Source organism: Streptomyces sp. JK94 (assembly GCF_053613315.1).
Window position 1 is genome coordinate 21,826 of sequence record NZ_JBSICH010000029.1, and the last position, 24,698, is coordinate 46,523.

The following is a 24,698-nucleotide window of genomic DNA, read 5'->3' on the forward strand; positions in this document are numbered from 1 at the left end:
CGCGTCGTGCGGGGCTCCTGTCCCGCCCGTCCCGCCCGTCCCGTCCTGCCCCTTCCGTCCGGTTCCCCGGCCTCCGGGATACGGCCTTTGCCTCAGAGGCAATACTCTTGCCGCAGGGGCAAGTTTCCGGCTGAATGGAGGCATGACCTCCCGCGAGACCGAACCACCGTCGCCTCCCGCGGCGGCGGACGCGGTGCCCGTCGTGGCGCCGCGGCTGCGTGACCTGCGGCGCGGGGCCGCCCTCACCCTGGAGGCGGCGGCCCGCGCCGCCGGGTTGTCGCCGGCCCACCTCTCCCGGCTGGAGACCGCACAGCGCCAGCCCTCGCTGCCGATGCTGCTCTCCCTCGCCCGTGTCTACGGCACGACCGTCTCGGAACTGCTCGGCGAGACCGCCGGGGGCCGGGACGCCGTCGTGCGTGCCGACGCCATGGAGCCGACGTTCGCGGGCGGCTGGACGTACTGGCAGGCCGGTGGCGCCGGCCGCGGTATGCAGGCCCTGCGGGTCCGTGTGCCGCACGGCACGCAGGGGGACATCGTGCGGGTGCACCCCGGCGAGGAGTGGCTCCACGTGCTGCGGGGCCGGCTGCGGCTGCGCCTCGGGGACACCGTGCACCGGCTCGGTCCGGGCGACAGCGCGCACTTCGACTCGCTGACCCCGCACCGGATCGCCGCCCGGGACGCCGACGGGGTCGAGCTCCTCTTCGTCCACACCCTGCTGCAGAGCCCGACGGCGGCGCTGTGCCTGGGGCCGGCCGCCGGGCCGGCCCACCCCGACCCGGGAGAGACGTCATGAACATGCAGGACAAGTTCCCGCGCGCCGTGTGGGTGCGGCTCTTCATCTACCTCGTCGTGGGGCACCTCTTCGCGGGTTTCATCTACCTGCTCTTCGAGGTGGGGGCCAACAGCAGGTGAGCGTACGCCTCAGTCGAGCATCCGCTCGCGCAGCCGCTCCCGGGTCGCCGGAGTGATCCGCAGCCCCTTCTCCAGGTAGGCGTCGACTCCTCCCCAGGTCTGCTCGACGGTCTCGAAGGCCGCCGCGAGGTACTCGGCGCGCGCGTCGAACAGGGGACTGAGCAGCTCCATGACCTCGGGGGAGTAGGCGGAGGCGGCGGAGCCGCTGCGGCGCACCTTGTAGCGGCGGTGCGTGGCGTTCGACTTCAGGTAGTCCTCGACGACGGCCTCACGCTCGACGCCGAGGGCGAGAAGGGTGATCGCGACCGACAGGCCCGCGCGGTCCTTGCCGGCCGCGCAGTGCATCAGGGCGGGGACGCTGTCCTCGGCGAGCGCGTGCAGCACCCGCGAGTGCTCCGCCGTGCGCTCCGTGATGATCAGGCGGTAGGAGCCGATCATGCGGTCGGCGGCCTTGCCGTCGGCCAGGATCGCGCGCAGCTGGTCCAGGTCGCCGTCGCGGACCATCTTCCAGAACTCGGCGCCGTCGGCCGGGTCGCTCAGCGGCAGGTTCACATTGCGTACGCCCGGCAGCTCGACGTCCGGGCCCTCGAGCTTCTGGTCGGCCGCGTTGCGGAAGTCGAAGATCGTGTGCAGGCCCAGCGAGGCCAGGAACGCGGCGTCCTCACCGGTGGCGTGCGCCAGGTGCCCGCTGCGGAACAGCACCCCCGGTCGCACCCGCCGTCCGTCCACGGTCGGCAGTCCGCCCACGTCACGGAAGTTGCGCACGCCGGCCAGCTCGGGTTCGGTCGACGGGACCTGCTGCGTCACGGGGACTCCTCCCACTCCGCCCCGTCGGCGCTGCTCGCCGACGGGCACCACTCGACGATACGGCACGGTCCGGGGCCCTCGGCGGCACGGACCTCCGACTCCGAGGCATCTGGGTCATCCGTCCGATATGGCGCCTTCGTTACAACTCGCCCTGGTGTAAGAGGCGCTGGCGGGACGGCGCGTGAGCAGCGTCATATCGGTGACGGTGCGTTGTCCGTCATGTTCACGTAATCCAACCGGTTTTCAAGGACGTTTGCCCGAAACGGAGCTTCGGGAATCGACGGAGGGTGACCGGTGATTCCCGTAAAGGACCGGTAGGAACACCCGTCCGCGGAACCCCTCGCTTGTCCGTGTGCGTCCTGGTCGCTTACGTTCACCACCGATCCGGGCGGACGCCTAATCCTGCCGCCGACCGGAGCCAGCACTCATCCACCACCCGTACACGGCAGGAGCGGGGGACCCACAGGTACAACTGCCTGTTCCGGTTCCCGGAACGGCTTGGGGTTAAGCCGCGTCTCGGCGCGGCCGGGCATCTCCAGCTCGCACCCGACAGCTCACCTCGCAGGCGCCGGAGAGGACATCACCATGCCCGCGAAGGGTAAGCACCGCCGTACCAGGACCATGCGCCTGACCCGCACCATCGCCGTCGCCGGAACCGGTGGCGCCGCGCTCGCGCTGCCGCTGATGGGCGCCGCCGGGGCCCACGCCGCTCCCGCGCAGTCCGTTTCCGAGCAGGCCGTGCGGTCCGCCGCGACGTCGGCCGAGAAGGCCGCCGGCACCGCGAAGAGCGAGCAGTCGCGGACGTACACCGTGCAGAGCGGTGACTACCTCTCGAAGATCGCCGACGACCAGGACGTCGACGGCGGCTGGAAGAAGCTCTACGCCGACAACCGCGAGGCCGTCGGTTCGGACCCGTCGCTGATCCACCCAGGGCTGAAGCTCGCGATCGGTGGACAGGCCGCCAAGTCGTCGGCCCCGTCCTCCTCCGCCGCCGAGGCCGAGAAGCCGGCCGCCGAGAAGGCCGCGCCGGCCGAGAAGTCCTCGGGCGACGCGAAGACCTCCTCCTCGGGCTCCTCAAGTTCCTCGGACTCCTCGGACTCCTCGAACACGAGCGCCCGGTCCGCCGGCACCAGCAGCGGCTACACGTCCCCCGTCCCCGGCGGCAGCGTCGGCACCCCGTACCACCAGACCGGCAGCATGTGGTCCAGCGGCTACCACACCGGCACGGACTTCGTCGTCCCGACCGGCACCTCGCTCAAGGCCGTCGGCGCGGGCACCGTCGTCTCCGCCGGCTGGGGCGGCGCGTACGGCAACCAGGTCGTCGTCCAGCTCGCCGACGGCTACTACGCCCAGTACGCCCACCTCTCCTCGCTCTCCGTCTCCGCGGGCCAGTCCGTGACGGCGGGCCAGCAGGTCGGCCTCTCGGGCGCCACCGGCAACGTGACCGGTCCGCACCTGCACTTCGAGATCCGCACCACCGCGGACTACGGCTCGGACGTGGACCCGATCGCCTACCTGCGTTCGCACGGCGTCTCCCTCTGACGAGGACGCTGGCGCGGCCTCGCGCCGCCGAAGGCCGGACCCCGATCCCCGGGTCCGGCCTTCGGCGCGTTCCGGCCCCGGGGAACGTCCCGGCCTTCGGCGTATTCCTGGATCGGCGAACACGTCGGGCGTGGTGTTTCTCACCGCCCGTCAACCCTTTCCTACGGTCGCGTAGGCCACATTCCAGGGTGAATCATGGGCCGATGTGGCAGACGATTCGAAGAGTGACAGCAGAGCAGTGATCGGGTCGTACGTGGCGGTGGGGGACAGCTTCACCGAAGGCGTCGGTGACCGGGGCCCCGACGGGTCGTTCGTCGGCTGGGCCGACCGGTTCGCCGTACTGCTGGCGGACCGGCGCCCCGAGGGCGACTTCACCTACACGAACCTCGCCGTACGCGGCAGGCTGCTCGACCGGATCGTGGCGGAGCAGGTGCCGCGAGCCGTCGAACTCGCGCCGGACCTGGTCTCGTTCTGCGCGGGCGGCAACGACATCATCCGGCCCGGCACCGACCCCGACGAGGTGGCCGAGCGGTTCGAGCGGGCGGTGGCCGCGCTGACCGCCGCGGCCGGCACCGTGCTCGTGACGACCGGCTTCGACACCCGCGGGGTGCCCGTCCTCAGGCGTCTGCGCGGCAAGATCGCCACGTACAACGGGCACGTGCGGGCCGTCGCCGACCGCTACGGCTGCCCCGTGCTCGACCTGTGGTCGCTCAGGACCGTGCAGGACCGCAGGGCCTGGGACGCCGACCGGCTGCACCTGTCACCGGAGGGACACACGCGCGTGGCGCTGCGCGCGGGCCAGGTCCTCGGCCTGCCCGTCCCGGCCGACCCGGACCAGCCCTGGCCGCCGCTGCCGCCCCGCGGCACCCTGGACGTCCGGCGCGACGACGTGCAGTGGGCCCGGGAGTTCCTGGTGCCGTGGATCGGGCGCCGGCTGCGCGGCGAGTCCTCGGGCGACCACGTGATCGCCAAGGGGACGCTGTCGCCGGACGACATCAGGGGGCGGATCGCGACGGTGGCCTGACGGCGGGGAACGGCGGCCGGGCCGCCGGCCGCCGTTCGCTCCACGAGCGTGCGCGGGGCGCCGGGCACGGCGTGCGGGGCGCCGGGTACGGCGTACGGCGTGTCGGGTACGGGGCGGGCAGGGCTAACGACGGGGCGCCGTCAACGCCTCCCGCTCGAGGCCCAGTTCGCGGGCGAGTGCCTCGTCCATCCACCTCTGGGCCCGGACCCGAGACACCGTGCCCCCGTACGACGTCAGTTGTACGGCCAGCCCGTCGAGCAGCGCGGTCAGGCGCAGTGCCGCCTCCTCGGGCGCGGAGCACCGGAACTCCCCGGCGGCCACGCCTTCGGCGATGACCTCGGCGATCGACGCCTTCCACTGGCGGTCCAGTTCCCGCGCGACCTCCCGCAGCGCGGGCTCGCGCAGCGCCACCGCCCAGCCCTCGATCCACAGCCGCCAGCCCTTGGCCTGTCCGGTCGGGGCGTACCACCGCACGGCCGCCCGCAGCCGGCGCAACGCCGACGTGCGGCGGTCCAGCAGCCGGCCCAGGCGGGCGAGGTCGTCCTCGGCGGCGTAGGTGAACGCGGCGGCGACCAGCTTCTCCTTGGTGGAGAAGTGATAGAGCACCAGGGCGTTGCTGACCCCGAGCGCGGCGGCGACGTCGGAGATCCGCAACGCGGCGACCCCTCGCGCCGATATCTGCTCGATGGCCGCGCGCAACAGCTCCGCGCGCCGCTCCGCCACACTCAACCGGACTCTCCCCACGCCCGTCACCCTATACAGGCCCCGGACGTGCGGTGACGGCCGCTTCCGGGACCGGCCGCCCAGCCCGCGGCGGCGTCGGCCCCACCCGGGCGCCCCGGGCCGGGCAGGTCGCATGAGGCCTTGAAGCCCTGACCGGTCAGGTCGAGCGCCGCGTTGACGCGGGAGCGCAGGTACCCGACGGTGACCATGGCCGTCAGCTCGACGAACGCGGGCTCGCCCAGCCCGGTCCGCAGCCGCGCGGCGAGTTCGTCCCCCACGGTGGGCGGGGTGGCCGTCATCGCCTCGGCGTACTCCATGACGTCCCGCTCCGGCGGCGTGCAGGCGTCGCTCTCCCGCCACACCGGCACGTCGTGGAGCGTGCGCCGGTCCATGCCGCGCTCGGCGCTCTCCCAGTGGCCGAAGTCCATGCACCCTGAGCAGCCGATCGAGGCCGCCGAGGCCATCACCGCGAGCGCCTTCAGGTCGGGGTCCAGCCGGTTCCACCGGGCCACGGACTGTCCGAACCGCAGGTCGCCCCAGAGCACGCGAGGATTGTGGGCGAGCGCCTTGCCGGGGTCGAGGACCTTGCCGTAGGTGCGCCGGGAGTACCACTCCACGACGCGGAAGAGAAGCGTCCGGGGCGGGGTGAGGGATACGCGGGCCATGGGGGCCACCTTCCTGTCCGTCGGCCGTGCCTGGGTGCTGGGTGCTGGGTGCTCCGGTGGGAGCGCCCTCACCGGTACGACGGGTGGAGGGAACGCGGATGTGACATCAGTCGTTCGATGTGACGTCGGACGAGACGACAATGAGAGCCTGACCTACTCCCCTGGAGGTACCGTGGCCGGTTTCCGTTTCCCGGGCTTCGGGCCCAGTGCCCCGCGGCCCGCCGCCTTCGGTGCGGACCCGAGCGGCGAGCGCATGGCGCGCATCCGCAGATCGCCGCACTTCCGCGACGGCGTCTTCCAGAATCCCGGGGGCGCCACCCGGACCCGCCCCGCCGGATCGGCCGTCGAGTTCGCCAGGATCTACTTCGACCGGGAATCACGGCTCCGCCGCGCCCCGCGGAGCCCGGTTCCGGTGCATGCCACCACACTCGCCGACCTCGCCCGGCCGCCCGCCACCGGACTGCGGCTGACCTGGACGGGACACTCCGGCGTGCTCGCCGAGATCGACGGACGGCGGGTGCTCTTCGACCCCGTGTGGGGCGAGCGCTGCTCCCCGTTCCCCTTCGCCGGTCCGAAGCGGCTGCATCCGGTTCCGGTCCCCCTGGCCGCCCTGGGCCCGGTCGACGTCGTCGTGATCTCCCACGACCACTACGACCACCTGGACATGCCCACGATCAAGGCACTGGCCGGCACCGACACCCTCTTCGCCGTGCCACTCGGCGTCGGCGCGCACCTCGAACGCTGGGGCGTGCCCGCCGACCGGCTGCGCGAGCTGGACTGGCACGAGTCGACGCGCGTCGGCGGCCTCACCCTCACCGCCACCCCGGCCCGCCACTTCTGCGGGCGCGGCCTGCGCAACACCCAGCACACCCTCTGGGCGTCCTGGGTCGTCGCCGGTGAGGAACACCGGGTCTACCACAGCGGGGACACGGGCTACTTCGACGGTTTCCGTGACATCGGCGCCGCACACGGCCCGTTCGACGCCACGATGATCCAGCTCGGGGCGTACGCCGAGTTCTGGCCGGACATCCACATGACGCCCGAGGAGGGTGTGCGCGCCCACCTCGATCTGCAGCAGGGCCGGCCGGGCGGTGTCCTGGTGCCGATCCACTGGGCGACCTTCAACCTGGCGCCGCACGCATGGGCGGAGCCGGCGGAGTGGACGAAGGACGCGGCCGAGGAGGCCGGCCAGGCGGTGGCGTTCCCCCGGCCGGGGGAACCGTTCGAACCGGCGGGGACGCTGCCGGTGGAGGCGTGGTGGCGGGCGGTGTCGGGTCCGATCGCGCATCCTTGGCGGTGTCCCCGGATCGCTGAGGGCGTGGCCGGGACGCACCGGGAGGACCTCGGCCTCGCGGGCGGGCGGTGACGTCGAGCCGATCGGGGACGAGCCTGGTGAGACGGTCCGGATGCCGGAGCGTCCCCCGCTGACGTCCACAGCGCCGAGGCCACCGCCGCGGGCCTCCCGGTGGCCGCCGACGGTTACAGGGACCCGGCCGGCCGCGCGGTCACCGGCTGCGGAGCGGTCGCGCCCCGGCCAGCGCCGTGAGGAAACCCTCGGACAGACGCGCGGCCGGATTCCCGGCGGCCGGTGCGCGCGGCCCGGCCTGTACGCCGGCACGGACCACCGCTCGTACGTGGGAACCGGGGAAGGTGCCCGCGTACGCCCCGGGGTCGTCGGCGGCGTAGGCGAGCGCCAGCGCGTCGCTCAGGGCAAGCGCGTGTGCCTCGGCGAAGGCGCGCGCGTTGGCGGTGCAGGCCAGCTCGGCGTACTCGTGACCGTAGGCGTCGGCCTCGGCCGGGGACCGGCCCTGGGACAGCGCGTGGTCGCGGGCCCCCGCGTGGCCCTCGGCATAGGCGGCCGTCCGGTCGTAGGCGGCCGCGTGGAGGTGGAGCAGGACCGGATGCAGCGCGGTCCGCCAGGCGTCCGGGGCGGCCGGGCGGCCCGCGGCCGCCCCGGTGTGCAGACGGGCGAGCGGGGAGAACGGCACCGCCTCCGCGCCGGGCACCGTCTCGGCGACGAGGGGCAGGACCGTGTGGCGGTGCCAGTCGTGGACCGCCGACAGATCGGTGACCGTGCCCTCCCCGTACCGCTCCCGGAGGAGCGCGTACAGACGAAGGGCCCAGCCGTCGCGGACGCCGGCCGGCAACGCGGCGTGGAGGGCGGTCGCAACGGGCCACAGCCCCACGAGGGCCGCCGGTCCGGCCCCGGACGCAGGCCCGGCACCGGGACCGGCGTCCGGTGCCCTCAGTGCGGTCAGGAACCCCGCCGCCCCGTCGGTCGTGGACGTCATGTGGTGCCGCCCTCCTGTCCCAGGGGATCGATGATGTACGCGGAATGGATCAGCGGTGCAGGGGCGTGCCCGCCACGGCGATCCGGCGGCCGAACCGCGTCAGGGGGAAGTAGTCCCACACGGCGTGGTGCTGCACGCTGCGGTTGTCCCAGAGCACCAGGGTGCGCGACTGCCACCGCACGCGGCACTGCAGCAGCGGGGTGCCGGCCACGTGCGCGTACAGCATGCCCAGCAGGGTGTCGCTCTCGGTGCGGGAGAGCTGGGTGATGTGCGAGGTGTACGGGGCGTTCACGAAGAGCAACTCGCGGCCGGTCTCCGGGTGCCGGACGACGACGGGGTGCTCGGTGCGCGGCACGTCGTACCCGGCCGGAGGGGTCTGCCCGGCGGCGGTCCACGGCAGGGCGCCGTCGTGCAGGGCGGTCAGCCCGCCGAGGATCTCCCTCATCGCGGGGGAGAGCAACTCGTAGGCGAGGTGCATGTTGGCGAAGAGGGTGTCGCCGCCGCTGCCTCCCTCGGGAACGGTCGTGAGGTACAGCAAGGACCCGAGGGAGGGCGCCGGGTCCGCCGTACCGTCGGAGTGCCAGCCGTTGCCGGCCACGGCCCGGGAGTCCTTGTCCGCGCTGATCTCCAGGATGTACGGGTCGGAGCCCTCCACGGGGAGGGTGACCGGGTGCAGTTCACCGAAGACGCCCGCGAAGCGCTTGTGCTGCTCGGGAGTGAGGTCCTGGTCGCGGAAGACCAGGACGTGGTGGGACCGGAAGGCGTGCCTGACCTCCTTCTCCTGCTGGGGCGTCAGCTCCTGCGACAGGTCGAGGCCCGAGACCTCCGCGCCCAGCAGCGGGGTGAGGGGGCTGACCGAGAGGGTCTCGTACGGCTCGGCGGGCCGGGTGGTCAGGCGTTCGACGGCCTGAAGGGCGTACTGCTCCATGGGGACCTCCGGGTGGGGGCGGGTGGGGGAGAGGACGGAAACGGACGGGCGGGGGCGGGTCACAGCCCCCGGTCGAGGAGTTCGGCGACCACGAGGCGGCCGAAGGCGAGGTTGCCGTGGATCGTGTCGTCCGGCAGGCAGAAGGCGGGGCGTTGCTCTCCCGAGCGGTCGGTCACCCGGGGGCGCAGGTCGACGATCTCGACGCCGCGCGCGGCGACCTCGTCACGGACGACGTCCTGCGCGGCGTGGAACACCCGCGCGTCCGACATGCCGGGGACGCGCTGCGGCGGCATGACCGCCACCACCCGCAGACCGAGCGCGGCGGTGTGGTCGTAGAAGGCGAGCGCGCCGCGGACCATGGCCCGCACCAGGGCCGGGAAGAGCGCGCTGCGCAGGAAGGGCTCCGGGAGGTCGCCGCGACGGTCGCGGTGGACGTCCCAGTTCTGCCGGGTTGCCACCGTGTGGACGCTGAACCCGAAGGTGCACACCAGCGGTACCGGCAGCCCGGCGAGTCCCCCGGCACCCAGGGCGTCGAGGAACTCCCGGTAGAGCCGCTGCGCTTCGGGAGCGCGGAAGCGGATTCCGGTGCCGTTGGTGCCGTTGGTGTCGTCGGTGTTGTTGGTGTTGTCGGTGTCGAAGAAGGGGCCGAGGAAATCCCGGCCCGAACCGACCGGCCCGCCCGCGAAGGGCAGTCCGGCGGCCCGCGCGGCCCGGCCGACGCAGGCCGCGTGGGAGTCACCGAGCAGGAGGAACCGGGCGGGGGCCGTGGTAGTCGAGCAGGGCGTCGTCACAGGAGTGGTCCTCTCCGCCGGCGAGGGGCGGCGGCTGCGGTGGCGTGTGCGGGGGCGTGTGCGGTGTGCGGGCCGGTTCGCCCCGCAGGGCCCGGAAGAAGTGCCCCATCACGAAGGCCACGCCCTCGGGGCGGACGGTACGCAGGTTGGCCTCGAAGAAGCCCCGCCTGCCCCCGGAAGCCGACGCACCCCAGGCACCCGAGGCCCCCGAACCACCCGAGGTCCCCGACGGGTCCCGGTCGCCCGGAGAGGCCGGGAGAGCCGGGAGCCCCGGCAGTCCCGTGACGATCTCGTACGACGGGAAGTAGTCGACGTGGTCGGCCTCGTCCGCGAGCTGCCCGGCCGCCGCCCGCAGCACCGACTTCGAGAAGGTGGTCGCGACCAAGGCGTGCCGTCCGGTGGCGGTGGCCGTCAGCGGTACCGGAGAGACCGTGAGGACCGTCCGCAGACCGGGGTTGACGGTCCGGGCCATGGCCAGCGCCTCCGTGAGGTCCTCGTGCACCCGCGAAACCGTGTGGTTGCGCAGGACGTACCGGCCGGCGTCGAAGGAACCGCGGACGGTCCCGGGGCACATCGGCAGCACGGTGTCCCGCTCCGTGTCGTGCCACGCCTCGGTCAGGCCGAGGGTGAAGACGAGGACCTCCGCCTCGGCCAGCGCGGTGCGCAGCGCGGCGAGGGTGACCTCGCGGGAGCGCAGCAGCTCACCGGGCGAGGCGAACCCCTCCGGCTCCACCGTGGGCCGGTACGGGTCGTAGCAGCGCCCGTCCTCCTCCCAGACCTCCCCGGGGGGCGTGCGGGAGCCGAGTGCCCAGGCGATCCACTGGCGCAGCGCGGCGGCGGTGTAGATGTTCCCCGTGCGGAAGGAGAACCGCCGGTAGCCGCGGGCCGACCGCTGCTCGGCGGTCAGTCCCGGGGGCGGCGGCTCCGCGTCGTACCAGTGCATGCCCTCCTCCAGCAGGGCACGTCCGATGTGGCCCGCGAAGCAGGACCCCGCGGTGATGACGGGGGCGTCCTGCCCGATGGGCCACTTCGGCGTCCACAGGTCGGCGATGTCCAGCGGGTCCCGTTCGGCGACCGCGCTGCGCCAGAAGGAACGCTCCGGCAGGCTCGTATAGGGGTGTGATGCCATGGGGGAGCGCCTCCTCAGGTCTGCCGGGTGGAGGGGCGGGGACCGGCGGCGAGTACGGCGGCGACGTCCCGCGCGTGCGGCGCGGCGACGAGCCCGTAGTGGTCGGCGTCGACCCGGCGTACCCGCGCGGTCCGGGGCAGGTGTGCCTCCCAGACGCCCGGCGGAGTCGGCCGCGGGGCGAGCGCGGGGGCGTCCACCGGGCGTTCGGCGAGCCACACCGTGGTGGGCGTCGTGGTGATCCGCGGCAGCCGGTGCTCGGCCATGGCGGCCAGGTTGGCGCGGCAGCAGCGGGCGAGGCGCTCGGCGTACGCGCGGCCCGGACCGGTCGGGCCGTCGGCGCGGCTGCCGCCCAGTTCACGGGCGAACACCTCGTCCACCTGCGCCTTGTCGTACACGGCGAACTCCGCTCCGGCGCCGGGCGGCGGAGGGTCGAGAAGGTCCAGGCCCGCCGCGGGCCGCCCGTCCCGTTCGGCGAGGGCCGCCATCGACAGGGCGGTCCACGCCCCGAACGACCAGCCCGCCAGCCGCAGCCGGGGACCCGCGTCGGGGAAGGCGGCCCGCACGGCCCGCAGGTAGTCGGCGGCGCGGTCGGCGATCGACCGGGCGGGCAGGCGAGGGTCGCGCAGCGCTGGGTCCGGGATCAGGCAGACGGTCAGTTCTCCGGGCAGGGCCGAGACCAGCGGCCGGTACGCCTGGATGTCGCCGCCGACCGGATGGACCAGGCACAGGACGTCCTCGCCGGTGCCGCGCTGCCAGACCTCGACCTCCGCCTCGGCGCCCGCCTGGGCGGGGTGACGGGCGCCGCCGCCCAGCTTCGCCAGGATGTCCGCGAGGGTGACGTGGTGGCCGAGGGCGGCGAGGTCGATGTCGGTGCCGTGCCGGCGTTTCACCTCCTCCAGCAGTTCCAGGAGGGTCAGCGAGTCGGCCCCCAGGTCGTACAAGGGGGCGCCGGGATCGACGGTGTCGACGCCGAGCAGCGCGCACAGGACCTCGGTGAGGCCGGCCGCCGGTTCGCCCGGCAGGGCCCCCTCGGCCTCGGCCGCGACCTGCCTCGCGACCGTCGTCGCGACCTCCTTGGCGTGCTCCGTCGCGTCCTCCCCCGGCCGAATCCGGCGGATGGCGGGCCCTGCCTCGTAGAAGAGCTGGGCCTGCGGCAGGGGTGTCGTGCTGACCATCAGGTGCGGCAGTCCCAGGCTCAGGGCGTGCGCGAAGACCGCCGCGCCGTCCTCGGGGGTGAGCGCGACCTTCAGGTGCTCCTGGTGGCGGGTGCCGCGGGCCGGCGCCTGCCGCGCCATGCCGACCTCGCCCCAGATGTCCCAGCCGATGCTCAACCGGACGGTCGCCCCGCCGCCCCCCGGGGGTGTGTGGTGGGCGAGGGCGTCCAGGCAGGCGTTGGCCGCCGCGTAGTCGAACTGGCCGACCCCGCCGTGGTGGGCCGCCATCGACGAGCAGTAGGCCACGTACGCCGGGGTGTGGCGGACCGCGAGCCGTTCGACGAGCAGGGCGCCGCGCAGCTTGGCCGCGGTGGCGCGGCGGGCCGTGGCGGCCACCCGACCGGCGAGGAGCCCGCCTGCGGCCGTGCCCGCCGCGTGCACGACACCGGCGAGGCCGTCGAGGTGCGGGGCGAGCCGGCCGGCGATCGCGTCCAGGTCCTCCGCGGCGAGGTCGGCGCCGACCAGGGTCACCCGGTCCCCGTACGGCCGTAACCTGGCCGGCACCTCGGTACCGCGGGCGACCAGGACCACGCGGTTGGCGGGGTCCGCCAGCAGCCGGGCGGCCAGGGTGGCACCGATGCCGCCGGTCCCGCCGAGGACCAGATGCGTACCCGGCTCCGCCACCCGGTCGGCGGTGGACGGGAACGCGGGCGCGGGGACCGGCTGGACCGGGCGGTGCCACCAGTAGCCGTCGCGCAGGGCGACCACGCGCGGGGCGAGCGTGTCGTCACGCAGCAGTTCCGGCAGGTACGGTGCCCAGTCCGCCGGGTCGGGGCCGGGCAGGTCGATCCAGCGGGGGACCACCCCCAGTTCCTGACGGGGTGTCTCGACGCCCGCCGCGAGGAGGCCGGCCAGGGGTGTGGCGACGGCGCCGGTGACGGGCTGTGCCCGGTGCGACAGCAGCCACACGCGGGGCCCCGAGGCGTCCGGCAGGGTGGCGAAGGCCTTGCCCAGCGCGGCCACCGCGTCGAGGCAGACCCGCTGGGCGTCCTCCAGCGCGCGTTCGTCGACCCGGCCGTCCAGGGCCAGCGGCAGCGCGTGCAGCCAGTCGATGCCCTCGGGTCCGCCGTCCGTCCGGGCGGCACCGTCGCCGACGAGGGCGAGCAGGGCCACGAGCTGGGCCGCGTCGTCGGGGGCGACCTCGTAACGGTCGTCGGCGAGTCTGCCGAGAGCCGTCGCGGGGCGTACCCGCACCACCCGCGCGTAGTGGTCTTCGAGGAACCGCCAGGTGTCCGCACCGGTGCCGCCACCGGTACCACCGTCGATGTCTGCGGCGACGACGAGGGCGGTACGCCGTGCGGTACGGGACTCCGCGGCGTCGTCAGTCGGTGTCCCCGGGACGTTCACGGCGCCGGGAGCCGCGCCGACGGCCGTGCCCGGTCCCGTGGGGACACCGGTACGCGCCCGGCGCAGCCGGGTCCACTGCGGCTGGTGCAGCCACTGATCGGCGGGCAGCCGCCGAGACGGCGGACCGGCCTCCTCCGGGACCGGCGGGGACGCGGACACGGGCACGGCCCGGCCGGGGACGCGCGGGAAGTCGTACTCGGCCAGGTCGAGAGCGGGCGGCGGGAAGTCCCAGGGAGCGCGGGCCGCTCCCTCGGGCCAGACGACGGTGCGACCGGCCGTCCACGCCTCGGCGAGCAGACGCGGGTCGCCGCTGCGCACCGGCACCTCCTCGCGGGCGGCCCGGCCGGGGACCGGCGCGGTGACCGGCGCGGGCGCGCGCAGCCAGGCCGACGCCGACGCGGCGTCCGGGCACACCGCCGCCGCGCGGTGGCCGAGCGCGGGGCGCCCGGCCTGAAGGTGCCGCAGCACCTGCGGGTAGGCGGCGGGGTGCGCGTCCAGGTAGTCGGCGATGCGGCGGCCGTCGGCACGCAGAGCGGCCTCGCTGCTCGCGGAGAGCACCACGCACGGCACGGCGGCGGGCGCCGTGGCGGGTGGGGCAGCGGGTGCGGCGGTGCCGGTCGCCGGTCCGGCCGGCCGGTCGGCGGGGTGTTCCAGGAGCAGGTGGGCGTTGGTCCCGCCGATCCCGAAACTGCTGACGGCGGCCACCCGGGGCACGTCCCGGGGCCAGGGTTCGGCCGTCACCGGCACCCGGAACGCTCCCGCGTCGATCTCCGGGTTGAGGCGGTCGAAGTCCGCGGTGGGCGGGACCACCCCGTGGTGGACGGCGAGCACGGCACGGACCAGGCCGACGACGCCCGCGGCGGCGCCCAGGTGCCCGATCTGGCTCTTGACGGAGGACAGCGCCACGCCCGCGTCGTCCGCCAGGCCGTACGCGTCGCGCAGCGCGGCGGCCTCCACCGGGTCGCCCAGGGCGGTGCCGGTGCCGTGCGCCTCCACGTAGCCGAGGTCGGTCCCCGTACGGCCGCTGCGGCGCAGGGCGGCACGGATCGCGGCCCGTTGGCCGGAGCGGGCGGGCGCGCTGTAACCGAGCTTGTCCGAGCCGTCGTTGTTGACGCCGGAGCCCGTGACGACCGCGTACACCGTGTCGCCGTCGCGGCGGGCGGCGGCGAGGGGTTTCAGGACGACCACACCGGTGCCGCTGGCCCCCACGGTGCCCGCGGCGTCCGCGCTGAACGGCCGGCAGTGCCCGTCGGGGGAGAAGACGTGCTGCGGCCGGTAGGTGTAGCCGCCGGTCAGTGCGGTGTCGACGAGGACCCCGCCGACGAGCATGACCTCGGCGTCGCCCTGGCGCAGCAGTCCTGCCGCGAGGTGCACGCCGACGAGTGAACTGGAGCACGCCGACTGCACGGTGAAGGCGGGGCCGGTCAGCCCCAGGTGGTAGGCGGCCTTGGTGGCGAGGAAGTCCTTCTCGTGGTGCAGGGCCAGCCGGAAGGCGTCGGGCAGCGCGTCCGGATCGCCCTCGCGCAGCATCTTCTGGAAGTAGGTGTTCTCCCCGCACGCCGCGATCAGCCCCACCGCCCGGCCGGACGGATCGCCGATGCCGGCGTGGGCGAGCGCCTCGACGCAGCTCATCAGCAGGTGGCGCTGTTGCGGGTCCATGAGCCGGGCCTCGCCCGGGCTGAGGGTGAAGCGTCCCGGGTCGAAGGCGAGGAGCCCCTCCATCTGGCTGCGGGCACCGACGCGGCCGTCCGCCGCGGGGAAGTGCTCGATGCCGCGACGGCCGGAGGTCACCAGGTCCCAGAAGGCGGCCAGGTCGGGCGCGCCCGGCAGCCGCACCGCCATGCCGATGACGGCGACGGGGTCGTCGGCTGCCCCCGGGGCCGGCCGGACCATGCCTGTGCCCGGGGCCGGCCGAGGCACGTCGGTGTCGTGGCCGGGCCGGATCACGCCGCCGTGCCGGTCCGGTGCGGCCACGTCCGTCACCGGACCCGGAAGGGCCCCGCCCGCCTTCCCGTGCGGCCGTACCGCCTTCCCTGGCCGTCCCGCCACGTGAGCCGCCGCGTCCTGCCCTCCGCGTCGCCTCTCCAGGAAACCGGCGAGGGCGCGTGGCGTGACGTGTTCGAAGAGGTCCGGTACGGAGAAGGAGAGCCCGTCCTCGCCCGCACAGGCGAGCTGGAACCGCATGAGGTCCAGGCTGGTGGCGCCGGCGTCGAAGTACCGCTGCCGCACGCCGACCGGTGTGCCGGTGACCTCCTCGAACAGCGCCGTCAGACGCTCCTCCAGCGGTGACAGGCCGGCGGCGTCCGGTTCTCCCCGGCGCAGGTCGTGACCGGGGGCGGTGAGCGACGCGCGCCGGTCCAGCTTGCCGCTCGGGGTGCGTGGCAGCGCGGTCAGACGACGGAAGCGGGCGACGCGCACCTGGGCGGGCAGCAGCGCCGACAGGTGTTCCGCGAGCCCGGCCGGATCGGGGTCCTCGCCCCGGCACTCCAGCGCGGCGACCAGGCGGCCGTCCGCCACGGCCGCGACCGCGTTGACCACGCCCGGGTACTGGAGGAGCGCGGCCTCGACCTGCCCCAGCTCCAGCCGGTGACCGGCGAGCTTGACCTGGGCGTCGTCCCGCCCCGCGTAGTGGAGCAGGCCCCGCGCGTCGAAGCGGGCGAGGTCGCCCGTCCGGTACAGCACGCCCAGCTCGGGGTCGTCGGTGAAGCGGTCGCGGTGCGCGGCCGGGTCACCGAGGTAGCAGCGGCCCGCCATGGGCCCGCCGATCAACAGCGCGCCGGTGGCCCCCGCCGCGACGGGGAGGCCGCTGCCGTCCACCACCCGCAGGACCGCGCCCGCCACGGGCCGCCCGACGGCGGGGCGCAGCGGCCAGCCGGCCGGGTCGCCCTCCAGGCACAGGGCGCTGACGACGTGGGTCTCGGTGGGACCGTAGTGGTTGAACAGACGCGCGCCGGGCAGCCCGGCGAACCAGCGGCGGATCGCGTCGGTGCAGATCAACTGCTCGCCCGCGGTGACGACTTCACGCAGCCGCGACGGGTACCTCCCGGTGCGGACACCGTGTTCGGCGAGCACCTGGAGCGCCACGTACGGCAGGAAGACGCGTTCCACCGCCGCCGACTCCAGCTGTTCGAGCAGGGCCGGCGCGTCGTGCCGCCAGCCAGGGTCGACCAGGTGCAGCAGGCCCCCGGAGCACAGCGTGGTGAAGACCTCCTGGAAGGAGACGTCGAAGGAGAGCATGGAGAACTGCTGGGTGCGGGCCGGCCGGTCCAGTCCGCCCGCGACGCGCTGCCAGGTCAGCAGGTTGCACAGGGTCCGGTCGGGGACCTGGACGCCCTTGGGCACGCCGGTGGAGCCCGACGTGAACAGCGTGTACAGCGGGCGCAGCCCCTCGTGCGCGTACGGCACGTGCTCTGCGGCGGGCGGGCCGGCGGGCCGGTCGGCGGGTGTGTCGGTGAGGGTGACGACGTGGCGGGGGAGCGACGGCGGCGCGAGGGTCTCCAGGGCACCGAGGTCCCGTGGGGTCACCAGCACGCACAGGGGGTCCGCCTGGTCGAGCACGTGCCGCAGCAGGGCCGGCGGGTAGGCCGGGTCGAGGGGGACGACGGTCACGCCCAGCCGGGCGGCGGCCAGCAGCGCCACGATGTGCTCGACGGACGGCTGGAGGTGGAGCGCGACGGACGCCGGAGCGGCGGGGTCGGCCGGCAGTGGATGGCGGGCCCGCAGCTCCGCCGCCAACGCGTCCGCCCGCGCGTCGAGTTCGGCGTACGTGAGGGTCGTCCCGCCGTCCGTGAGGGCCGGGGCGTGCGGGGTGGCGGCCACCTGCCGGGCGAAGCCGTCGGCGACGGTCGGGAAGTCGGGGACGAGCGCCTCGCCCCGGCCGGTGTCGGGCAGCGCGCGGCGGTGGTCGGCGATCAGATCGCGCAAGGTGACGTCGTCGCCGGTCAGGTGGTCCAGGCACCGGCGGAACAGCCGCGCCGCCGCCTCGGCGCGCTCGGCGCCGAGGTCGTCGCGGTACTCCCACAGGCAGTCGAACCCGGACTCGTGCTCGACGACGGACAGGGTGAGCGCGCACTTGGCGCCGAGCGGCTCGGGCCACACGGGCCGCACCTCGCAGCCGGCCAGCCGCAGCGCGGAGAAGTCGGTGTTCTCCAGGACGAACAGATAGTCGAAGAGAGGGGTGCGCTCACGGAGCACCGGATCGGACAACAGGTCGGCCAGGGCCACCTCCTGGTCCTCCAGGACGTCCCGTACGACGTCGGCGTGCGAGGCGAGCTGGGCGGCCAGCCCGTCGCCGGGACGCAGCTCCAGTTCCAGCAGCACGGTGTTGGCGAACATGCCGACGGCGTCGGCGAACTCGGGCCGCGACCGGCCGGAGACCGGCGACGCGACGAGGGGACGCTCCTGGCCGGTCACCCCGTACAGGCTCGCGGCGAACGCGGACACCAGTAACTGGAAGCGAGTCAGCCCGCGTTCGGCGGCGAGCCGGTCCAGGGCGGCCCGGCGGACCAGGTCGAGGGAGGTCCGCAGCAGCCCGGCCCGGGGCCGGACGGTCACCGCCTCCGGGGCGGGCAGGGCGGGCGACAGCTCGCCCGCCCGGCCGTAGCGCTCGGCGAGCCGGGCCCGTCGCCGTCCGTACGCAGCGCTCGCCTGCCACTCCCGCTGCCACCGCGCGAAGTCCAGCGGCGTGCACGCGGACGCGGTGCCGGGCCCGTCCGGCTCGCCCCGCAGCGCGGCGGAGTAGGCGTCGCCGAGGTCGTGGAAGAGGAGGTTGAGCGACCAGCCGTCCACGGCGACGTGGTGCAGGTGCAGCAGGAGCACGCCCGCGTCCGGACCGCCCGCCCACGCGGCGCGCAGCATGCGGGTGTCCGTGAGGTCGAAACGGTGGTCGAAGAAGCGGTCGGCGAGGTCCCGCCACTCCTCGCCCTCACCGCCGTCGGGACCCTGGGGACGCAGGCCCCCACCGCCGTCGAGGTCCCGTGCGTCCACGGCCCCGCCGCCGTCGAGCGGCTCCCAGGGATCGTACGGGTCGCCCGCCCGCTGGCGCAGCCCGTGCGGGGTGGGGACCAGGCGCGTCCGCAGGGCCGCGTGCCGTTCCACCAGCCCGCGCACCGCCCGGCGCAGGGCCGTCCGGTCGACGCCGCCCCGGAGGCGGAGGACGAGCGGTACGTCGTAGGCGCGGTCCTCGGGGTCCCGCTGGTGCAGGAACCAGAGACGTTCCTGCTCCCTGGTGGCCGGCGCGGTCGGTTCACCGGAGGCCGCGGGCACGGGCGGGTGCTCGCCGGTCGCGGCGTCCCGGGCGTGCACGGCCTCGGCGAGGGCGGCGAAGTCGGCGGTGAGCACCAGGCCCTGCGGCAGGTCGACGTGGAAACGCCGCATGACCTCGAAGCGGAAGCGCAGCGCCTTCAGGGAGTCACCGCCGTGCGGTATCCACCGGTCGTCGGGGCGCAGGCCGGCCACCCCGAGGACGCCCTCGGCGAGGTCGAGCACGGGACGCTGCTCGTCGCTGACGCGGGCCTCGCCCTCGTACGAGCGCCGCCACGGTGCCGGGGCGTCGCGCAACAGCGCGTCCCGGTCGACCTTGCCGTTGGCCGTGAGCGGCAGTTCCGGTACGAGATGGGTGTGGTGGGGCCGCATGTACGGGGGCAGCCCGGCCGTGAGGTGCCGGTCGTAGGCGTCGAAGGAGAGGTCCGCGGGGTCGCCGGCCGGGACGACGAAGGCGAGCAGTTCGTTGCGGCCGGCCTCGTCGCGGCGGGTGCACACGTACGCCCGGCGCACAGCCGGGTGGGCGAGGACCCGTCGCTCCACCTCCCCGGGCTCGATGCGGAAGCCACGCACCTTCACCTGGCGGTCCGCCCGGCCGACGTAGGTCACCCGGCCCTCGGTGTCCCGGCGCACGAGGTCGCCCGTGCGGTACCAGCGTTCCTCGCCGCCCGCCTCGCCCCGCGGGTCCGGCAGCATGACGAAGCTCTGCTCGGTCCGCAGGGGCAGGTTGCGGTAACCCCGGGCCAGCGCGGGCCCCGCGAGGAGCAGTTCGGCGGTCTCGTCCGGCTCCGCGGTGCGTCCGTCCTCGGTGCGCAGCAACGTGCGGGTGCCGGGCAGCGCAGTGCCGAGGGGGACGGTGGCGCCCGCGAAGTCCCGGGGGATCGGATGGCAGAGGGCGAACGTGGTCGCCTCCGTCGGCCCGTACACGTTGTGCAGGACGGTGCGCGAGGCGGTGTTGGCCTCGTACCACCGGCGGATCAGCCGCGCGTCGAGCTGCTCGCCGCCGACGAGGACCTGGGCGACGGTGCCGAAGCAGTCGGGCACCTTCTCGACGACGGCGTTGAACAACGCGACCGTGATGAACAGGGTGTCGACCCGCCGGTCCGTCAGCGCCCCGGCGAGCCGGTGCGGGCTGTGCACCTGATCGTCGTCGAGGATCACGCAGACACCGCCGGTCAGCAGCGGTACCCAGACCTCGAAGCTGAGGGCGTCGAAGGCCGGGTTGGACAGGCAGGCGTACCGGGCGCCGGGCCGCAGGCCGATGTAACCGGGCTCGGCGAGCCGCAGCACGCCCGCGTCGGTGACCTCGACGCCCTTGGGGCGGCCCGTACTGCCGGAGGTGTAGAAGACGAAACCCGTCCCGGTGTCCGCGGTGTCCGCCGGCGCTTTCGCGGGCGGGCCGGTCCGGGCGTCCCGCACCGCGTCCGGTTCCTCGTCGCGCAGGAGCAGGCCGGCGTCGAGGACGAGGAACCCGCCGTCGAGGTCCGGGAGTTCGTCGTGGACGACGGCGACGGCGCCCGAGTCGTCGAGGATGTGCCGCTGCCGGTCGGACGGGCTGAGCCGGTCCAGGGGGACGACGGTGGCACCGGCGCGACGGATGCCGAGCATCACGCACACCAGCCGCCAGGAGCGCGGCAGGCAGACGGCGACGGCCTGCCCCGGGCCCACCCCGAGGTCACGCAGGCGCGCGGCCACCCGGCCGCTGAGGCGGTCGAGGCCGGCGTGGTCGAGCAGATGCGTGCCGTCCTCGACGGCGACGGCGGACGGGGTGCGCCGGGCCCGGGTGAGCACCGCGTCGGCGAGAGCGGAGGCCGGTCGGCTCGGGGTGGCGCCGTCGGGAGGGGAGGCGACGTCGGTGCTCATCGGGCTCCCGCCACGGGGAGGGCGGCGGTGGACGCCGGCGCGCGGTGGTGGCCGTGGTGGGCCAGTTCCGCCGTCAGCAGGGCACCGACCCGGACCGCTTCGGCGCCTTCCAGGATCTCCCAGTGGTCGCAGGCGAGGGTCTCGACCCGGAAGTCGCCCTCGGCCCGCCGCCGCCAGAAGGCACGGACCTCCGCGTGGAACGGCGTGTCGTCACCGTCCGGCACGGCCTGGGCGAGGACCAGGCGGGTCGGTGAGGCGGCGGGCAGGTACTCCCGGGCCGTCGTCCGGTTGTGGTTGTACAGCCGGAAGTAGCGCTCGATCTGCGCGTCGTCCATGCCGGGATACATCCCGTTGAACCTCACCAGCTTGTCGCGGAACTCCGCCTCGTCGACGGCGGTGATCGCCGCACGGGCCGCGGAGTCGTCGGTGGCCTGGGTGTCGAGGAGGACGACACTGACGTCACGGCGCCCGGTCCGGCCGAGGATCTCCCCCATCCGGTGGGCGACCAGTCCCCCGTAGGACAGGCCGGTCAGCACCACCGGGCCGTCGTCCATCGGGCCGAGGAGGCGCAGGTACTCCTCCGCCATGGCCTCCACGGTGGGCAGGACCTCCTCGCCCGGGTTCACGCCCGGCGACTGGATACCGCAGAGCCCCGCCTCGGCGGGCAGGTGTTCGGCCAGCGGCAGGTAGCAGAACGCGGTGCCCCCGGCCGGGTGGACGCAGACCACCCGGGGCCCGGAACCACGCCGGAACTCGATGAGACTGCCCGGGGCGGAGTCGGCGCCGTCCTCGCGCAGCAGCGCGGCGAGCGCCTCGATCGTGGGCCGTGTCATGACCTCGGCCACCGGCAGATGCCGGCCGAACGCCTCCGTGACGGCGTGGGCCATCTTGATGGCCGACAGGGAAGTGCCGCCCACTGCGAAGAAGTCGTCGCCGACGCCTATGTCCGGGTGGAGCAGCACGCTCCGCCATATCCGGTACAGGGCGTGCTCGACGTGGTCGCGCGGGCTGGCGGTGTTGACCCGGGTGGAGGTCCGCTCGTGGGCCAGCGCCAGCAGGGCGGCGCGGTCGACCTTGCCGCTGCGGTTGAGAGGCAGGGCGTCGAGGTCGACCACCACGGCGGGGACCATGTAGTCGGGCAGACGGCGGGAGAGCGCGGCGCGCCAGTCGCCGGCGGCGCGCTCCGGCGCCGTACCCCGGCCGACCCCGGCGACCAGCCGGACCTGCCCCGCCGCGTCGCGGTCGGCGAGGACCACGGCCTCCCGGACCCCGGGCAGTGCCATGAACGCCGCCTCGATCTCCGCCGGTTCGATCCGGAAGCCGCGCAGCTTGACCTGGTCGTCCGCGCGCCCCGCGTAGACCGCCTCGCCGTCCGGCTGCCGTCTGGCCAGGTCGCCGGTGCGGTAGATCCGCTGGCCGGGCACGAACGGGTCGGGCAGGAACCGCTCCTCGGTGAGGTCGGGGCGGTTGAGGTAGCCGCGGGCGAGAGAGGCCCCGCCGAGGTACACCTCTCCCACCACGCCCGGCGGCACGGGACGCATCCGGTCGTCGAGCAGGTAGAGACGGGTGCCGGGGAGCGGGCGGCCGATGGGGCAGGGGCGCTCCAGCGGACGCGGTGCGTAGTAGGCGGTGCTGTACAGCGTCGCCTCGGTGGGCCCGTAGCCGAAGCAGATCCGCAGGCCGGGCAGGTGCAGGGTCATGCGGTGCAGGGCGGCCTCGGTGAGCGGCTCCACTCCGGTGAGCAGCTTGCGCAGCGCCAGCCCGCGCAGCCGTACGGCGGGGTCCTCGTCGATCCACTTGACGTAGGCCGGCGGCAGGAACGCCTGGGCCACCCGGTGCTCGCGCAGCCACGCCAGCAGGGCCTCCGGGTCGCCCCGCAGCGCCTCGGGCACGAGGTGCAGAACGCCGCCGGTGGTCAGGGGGAGCAGCAGTTCGTGGAGGGAGGCGTCGAAGCCGATGCTGGACCAGGCCGAGCCGGCCTCGCCGGGGGCCGTGCCCATGCGGTCGTGCCAGGTGGCGAAGAGGTTGAGGACACTGCGGTGCTCCACCGCGACGCCCTTGGGCCGACCCGTGGACCCGGAGGTGAAGATCACGTACGCCGTGCGGTCCGGAGCGCGGCCGGTGCCGGACGGCGGCCGCTCGCTCTCCGCCCCCTCGGCCTCGACGGCGGCGAGCGCGAGCCAGCCCTCGGGCCGGTCCCCGGCATCGCCCTGGTCGCTCAGTACGACGGGGCAGGCGGCGTCCTCGACCATGCCGGCGAGCCGCTCGCGGGGCTGCCCGGGGTCGAGCGGAAGGTAGGCGGCGCCCGCCTTGAGGATGCCCAGGAGGCCGACCACGAGATCGCACGACCGTCCGGCGTGCAGGCCCACCACGTCACCGGGGCGCACGGACCTGGCGACGAGGGCGTGCGCCAGCCGGTTGGCGCGGCGGTCCACGGTGGCGTAGTCGAGCGACCGCTCACCGTCGACCACCGCGGTCAGTGCGCCGCGCGCCCGGGCCTGCGCCTCGAAGAGCGCCGCGATCCCGGACGCCGACCGCAGGGCGAGGGCGACCGGATCGGCCACCGCGTCGGCGCCCTCGTCATCGTTCTCGGGCTCCCCGCCGCCCGACCGCGTGGCGTCGCCCTCGCGCACCAGCCGCCGCGACTCCTCGGGGTCCATCAGTTCCAGGTCCCGGATCTCGCGGTCGGGACGGTGGGCCATGTCCGTCAGCAGCCGCCGCAGATACTCCGCCCAGCGTCGCACCGTGGCGTCGTCGAACAGGGCGGTCGCGTAGTCGAGATGGCCGAGCAGACGCCCCTCGGACTCGGTCACCGACAGCGCGAGATCGAACTTGGCCGGGGCGTCGGCGATCGGCAGCGGCCGGGTCTCGACGCCGGGCAGGTCCAGCAGGTTCCGGCGGTCCGGGACCCAGGCCAGCATGGTCTGGAACAGCGGGGTGTGAGCGGCGCTGCGAGGCGGATTGACCAGCTCGACGATGCGTTCGAAGGGCAGGTCCTGGTGGGCCAGTGCTTCGCGGACGACGGCCCGCGTACGGGCGAGCGCCTCGGCGGCGGTCGGCGCACCGGACAGATCGACGCGCAGCGGGAGCGAGTTGACCAGGAAGCCGATGAGGCCGGCCGCGCCGGGCCCGCGCCGGTTCGCCACCGGACTGCCGACAACGATGTCGTCCTGGCCGGACAGGCGGGAGAGCAGGCTGCTCCAGCCGGTCAGCACGGCCACGAACGGGGTGGCACGGTGCACCCGGGCCAGCGCGCACAGCGCCGAGAACGCGTCCGCGTCCAGCGCGAACTCGACCCGGCCCCCCTCGTACCGCTGCTCCGCCGGACGCGGCCGGTCGGTCGGCAGGTCGAGCACGGGCGGTGCGTCCGCCAGCGCCTGCTCCCAGTACCGTTCCTGGTCCGCGAGGGCACCGGCCAGTACCGCGTCACGCTGGGCTCGCGCGTGGTCGGCGTACTGCGTGGCGAGCGGCGCAAGGGGGACCGGGTCGTCAGCGCGCAAGGCCGCGTAGAGTAAGCCGATTTCCCGCATCATGACGTTCATCGACGTGCCGTCGTACACGCTGTGATGGAACGTCAGGAGCAGTACGTGGCGCTCGGAGGCCAGCGTCAGCAGGCGGCCGCGCCCGAGGGGGCCGGCCTCCAGGTCGAACTCCTGTGTCGCTTCCCGGCGTTGCAGGGCGGTGACCTGGGCGTCGGGGTCTGCGAGGCCGCTGAGGTCCTGCGGGGTCAGCGTGAACCCGGTGCCGGGGGGGTCGACGAGTTGCCGGACACTCCCGGCCTCGGCCACCAGCCGGGTGCGCAGCGTCTCGTGGCGGTCGCTGAGGGCGTCCAGGGCCGTGGTCAGCGCCCGGTGGTCGAGCGGACCGGTGAGCGACAGCGCCACGGTCTCGTTGTACGCGGCGTTCGCACCGGGCAACTGCGCGAGGAACCACAGGCGTTGCTGGGCGAAGGAGGCCGGCCGGACGCGGGGGGCGGCCTCGGCGCGGTTCTCGGGGGCCGCGCACGAGCGGGGCGCGGGAGCGGAGGTGGGGGTGGGTTGCACCGGCTTACCTGGTCTTCCCGTCAGAGGGGACTGGGGGAGGGGGACACGGCGGTCCGGGGTCACCGGACGGCCGGGCGCCGAGAAGGGCGCGCGCCCGGTGTCGGGGGAGTGAAGGTGCGCGGGAGTGAGTAGGGGGGAGGGGGCGTCGGCTCGTCGT

General features: G+C 74.7%; 14 protein-coding genes and 1 riboswitch. Of the genes, 5 read left to right on the forward strand and 9 right to left on the reverse strand.

Translation table 11 applies throughout. The features are described from left to right. The first annotated feature begins 142 nt into the window (after positions 1-142). Together ACVV2G_RS24320 and ACVV2G_RS24325 are read left to right on the forward strand one after the other, a co-directional pair. Positions 143-793: a helix-turn-helix domain-containing protein gene (locus tag ACVV2G_RS24320; RefSeq protein ID WP_453844879.1), complete on the forward strand. Its 651-nt coding sequence runs from the start codon at positions 143-145 to the stop codon at positions 791-793. Then, a complete protein-coding gene (locus ACVV2G_RS24325) occupies positions 790-912 on the forward strand; it encodes a DUF6126 family protein (protein WP_453844880.1) in 123 nt (40 codons plus the stop codon). Before ACVV2G_RS24320 ends, ACVV2G_RS24325 begins: the two co-directional genes overlap by 4 nt. 9 nt (positions 913-921) lie before the next feature. Here the strand turns inward: ACVV2G_RS24325 and ACVV2G_RS24330 are convergent, their stop codons facing one another. After that, a complete protein-coding gene (locus ACVV2G_RS24330; protein WP_453844881.1) occupies positions 922-1,719 on the reverse strand; it encodes a tyrosine-protein phosphatase in 798 nt (265 codons plus the stop codon). A 423-nt stretch (positions 1,720-2,142) separates the two neighbouring features. Further along, positions 2,143-2,302, forward strand: a riboswitch (cyclic di-AMP (ydaO/yuaA leader). 2 nt (positions 2,303-2,304) lie between these two features. Here ACVV2G_RS24330 and ACVV2G_RS24335 point away from each other — a divergent pair. Then, positions 2,305-3,261, forward strand: a complete 957-nt coding sequence (locus ACVV2G_RS24335; protein ID WP_453844882.1) for a M23 family metallopeptidase — start codon at positions 2,305-2,307, stop codon at positions 3,259-3,261. A gap of 238 nt (positions 3,262-3,499) precedes the next feature. Then, positions 3,500-4,285: an SGNH/GDSL hydrolase family protein gene (locus ACVV2G_RS24340; RefSeq protein ID WP_453844977.1), complete on the forward strand. Its 786-nt coding sequence runs from the start codon at positions 3,500-3,502 to the stop codon at positions 4,283-4,285. A 123-nt stretch (positions 4,286-4,408) separates the two neighbouring features. Here the strand turns inward: ACVV2G_RS24340 and ACVV2G_RS24345 are convergent, their stop codons facing one another. Together ACVV2G_RS24345 and ACVV2G_RS24350 are read right to left on the reverse strand one after the other, a co-directional pair. After that, positions 4,409-5,029, reverse strand: a complete 621-nt coding sequence (locus ACVV2G_RS24345; protein WP_453844883.1) for a TetR/AcrR family transcriptional regulator — start codon at positions 5,027-5,029, stop codon at positions 4,409-4,411. A 5-nt stretch (positions 5,030-5,034) separates the two neighbouring features. Further along, complete coding sequence (locus tag ACVV2G_RS24350) at positions 5,035-5,673, reverse strand: carboxymuconolactone decarboxylase family protein (protein ID WP_453844884.1); 639 nt, start codon at positions 5,671-5,673, stop codon at positions 5,035-5,037. Positions 5,674-5,845: 172 nt separating this feature from the next. Here ACVV2G_RS24350 and ACVV2G_RS24355 point away from each other — a divergent pair, with 172 nt between their 5' ends. Further along, the gene (locus ACVV2G_RS24355) at positions 5,846-7,039 is read left to right on the forward strand and encodes an MBL fold metallo-hydrolase (RefSeq protein ID WP_453844885.1); all 1,194 of its coding nucleotides are present in this window, start codon (positions 5,846-5,848) and stop codon (positions 7,037-7,039) included. Positions 7,040-7,178: 139 nt separating this feature from the next. Here the strand turns inward: ACVV2G_RS24355 and ACVV2G_RS24360 are convergent, their stop codons facing one another. The 6 genes from ACVV2G_RS24360 to ACVV2G_RS24385 are packed head-to-tail and all read right to left on the reverse strand — an operon-like array spanning position 7,179 to position 24,541. After that, positions 7,179-7,964 (reverse strand): hypothetical protein, encoded by a 786-nt coding sequence (locus tag ACVV2G_RS24360; protein WP_453844886.1) that lies wholly within the window; start codon positions 7,962-7,964, stop codon positions 7,179-7,181. Positions 7,965-8,013: 49 nt separating this feature from the next. Continuing rightward, positions 8,014-8,892, reverse strand: coding sequence for a TauD/TfdA dioxygenase family protein (locus tag ACVV2G_RS24365; RefSeq protein WP_453844887.1), 879 nt, complete (start codon positions 8,890-8,892; stop codon positions 8,014-8,016). Positions 8,893-8,951: 59 nt separating this feature from the next. Further along, a complete protein-coding gene (locus ACVV2G_RS24370; protein ID WP_453844888.1) occupies positions 8,952-9,683 on the reverse strand; it encodes a hypothetical protein in 732 nt (243 codons plus the stop codon). Then, entirely contained in the window at positions 9,628-10,812 is a 1,185-nt protein-coding gene (locus ACVV2G_RS24375; RefSeq protein WP_453844889.1) for a GSCFA domain-containing protein, read from the reverse strand. The genes ACVV2G_RS24370 and ACVV2G_RS24375 overlap by 56 nt, the downstream gene beginning before the upstream one ends. A 14-nt stretch (positions 10,813-10,826) precedes the next feature. After that, complete coding sequence (locus ACVV2G_RS24380) at positions 10,827-20,498, reverse strand: amino acid adenylation domain-containing protein (protein ID WP_453844890.1); 9,672 nt, start codon at positions 20,496-20,498, stop codon at positions 10,827-10,829. Then, positions 20,495-24,541: a non-ribosomal peptide synthetase gene (locus tag ACVV2G_RS24385; RefSeq protein ID WP_453844891.1), complete on the reverse strand. Its 4,047-nt coding sequence runs from the start codon at positions 24,539-24,541 to the stop codon at positions 20,495-20,497. The genes ACVV2G_RS24380 and ACVV2G_RS24385 overlap by 4 nt, the downstream gene beginning before the upstream one ends. Between the last annotated feature and the right edge of the window lie 157 nt (positions 24,542-24,698).

Excerpts from the sequence above, each read along its gene's own strand:
- ACVV2G_RS24380 (WP_453844890.1), bottom strand. The coding sequence starts at position 20,498 with ATGAGCACCGACGTCGCCTCCCCTCCCGACGGCGCCACCCCGAGCCGA.
- ACVV2G_RS24375 (WP_453844889.1), bottom strand. The coding sequence starts at position 10,812 with ATGGCATCACACCCCTATACGAGCCTGCCGGAGCGTTCCTTCTGGCGC.
- ACVV2G_RS24360 (WP_453844886.1), bottom strand. The coding sequence starts at position 7,964 with ATGACGTCCACGACCGACGGGGCGGCGGGGTTCCTGACCGCACTGAGG.
- ACVV2G_RS24335 (WP_453844882.1), top strand. The coding sequence starts at position 2,305 with ATGCCCGCGAAGGGTAAGCACCGCCGTACCAGGACCATGCGCCTGACC.
- ACVV2G_RS24350 (WP_453844884.1), bottom strand. The coding sequence starts at position 5,673 with ATGGCCCGCGTATCCCTCACCCCGCCCCGGACGCTTCTCTTCCGCGTC.
- ACVV2G_RS24320 (WP_453844879.1), top strand. The coding sequence starts at position 143 with ATGACCTCCCGCGAGACCGAACCACCGTCGCCTCCCGCGGCGGCGGAC.
- ACVV2G_RS24325 (WP_453844880.1), top strand. The coding sequence starts at position 790 with ATGAACATGCAGGACAAGTTCCCGCGCGCCGTGTGGGTGCGGCTCTTC.
- ACVV2G_RS24365 (WP_453844887.1), bottom strand. The coding sequence starts at position 8,892 with ATGGAGCAGTACGCCCTTCAGGCCGTCGAACGCCTGACCACCCGGCCC.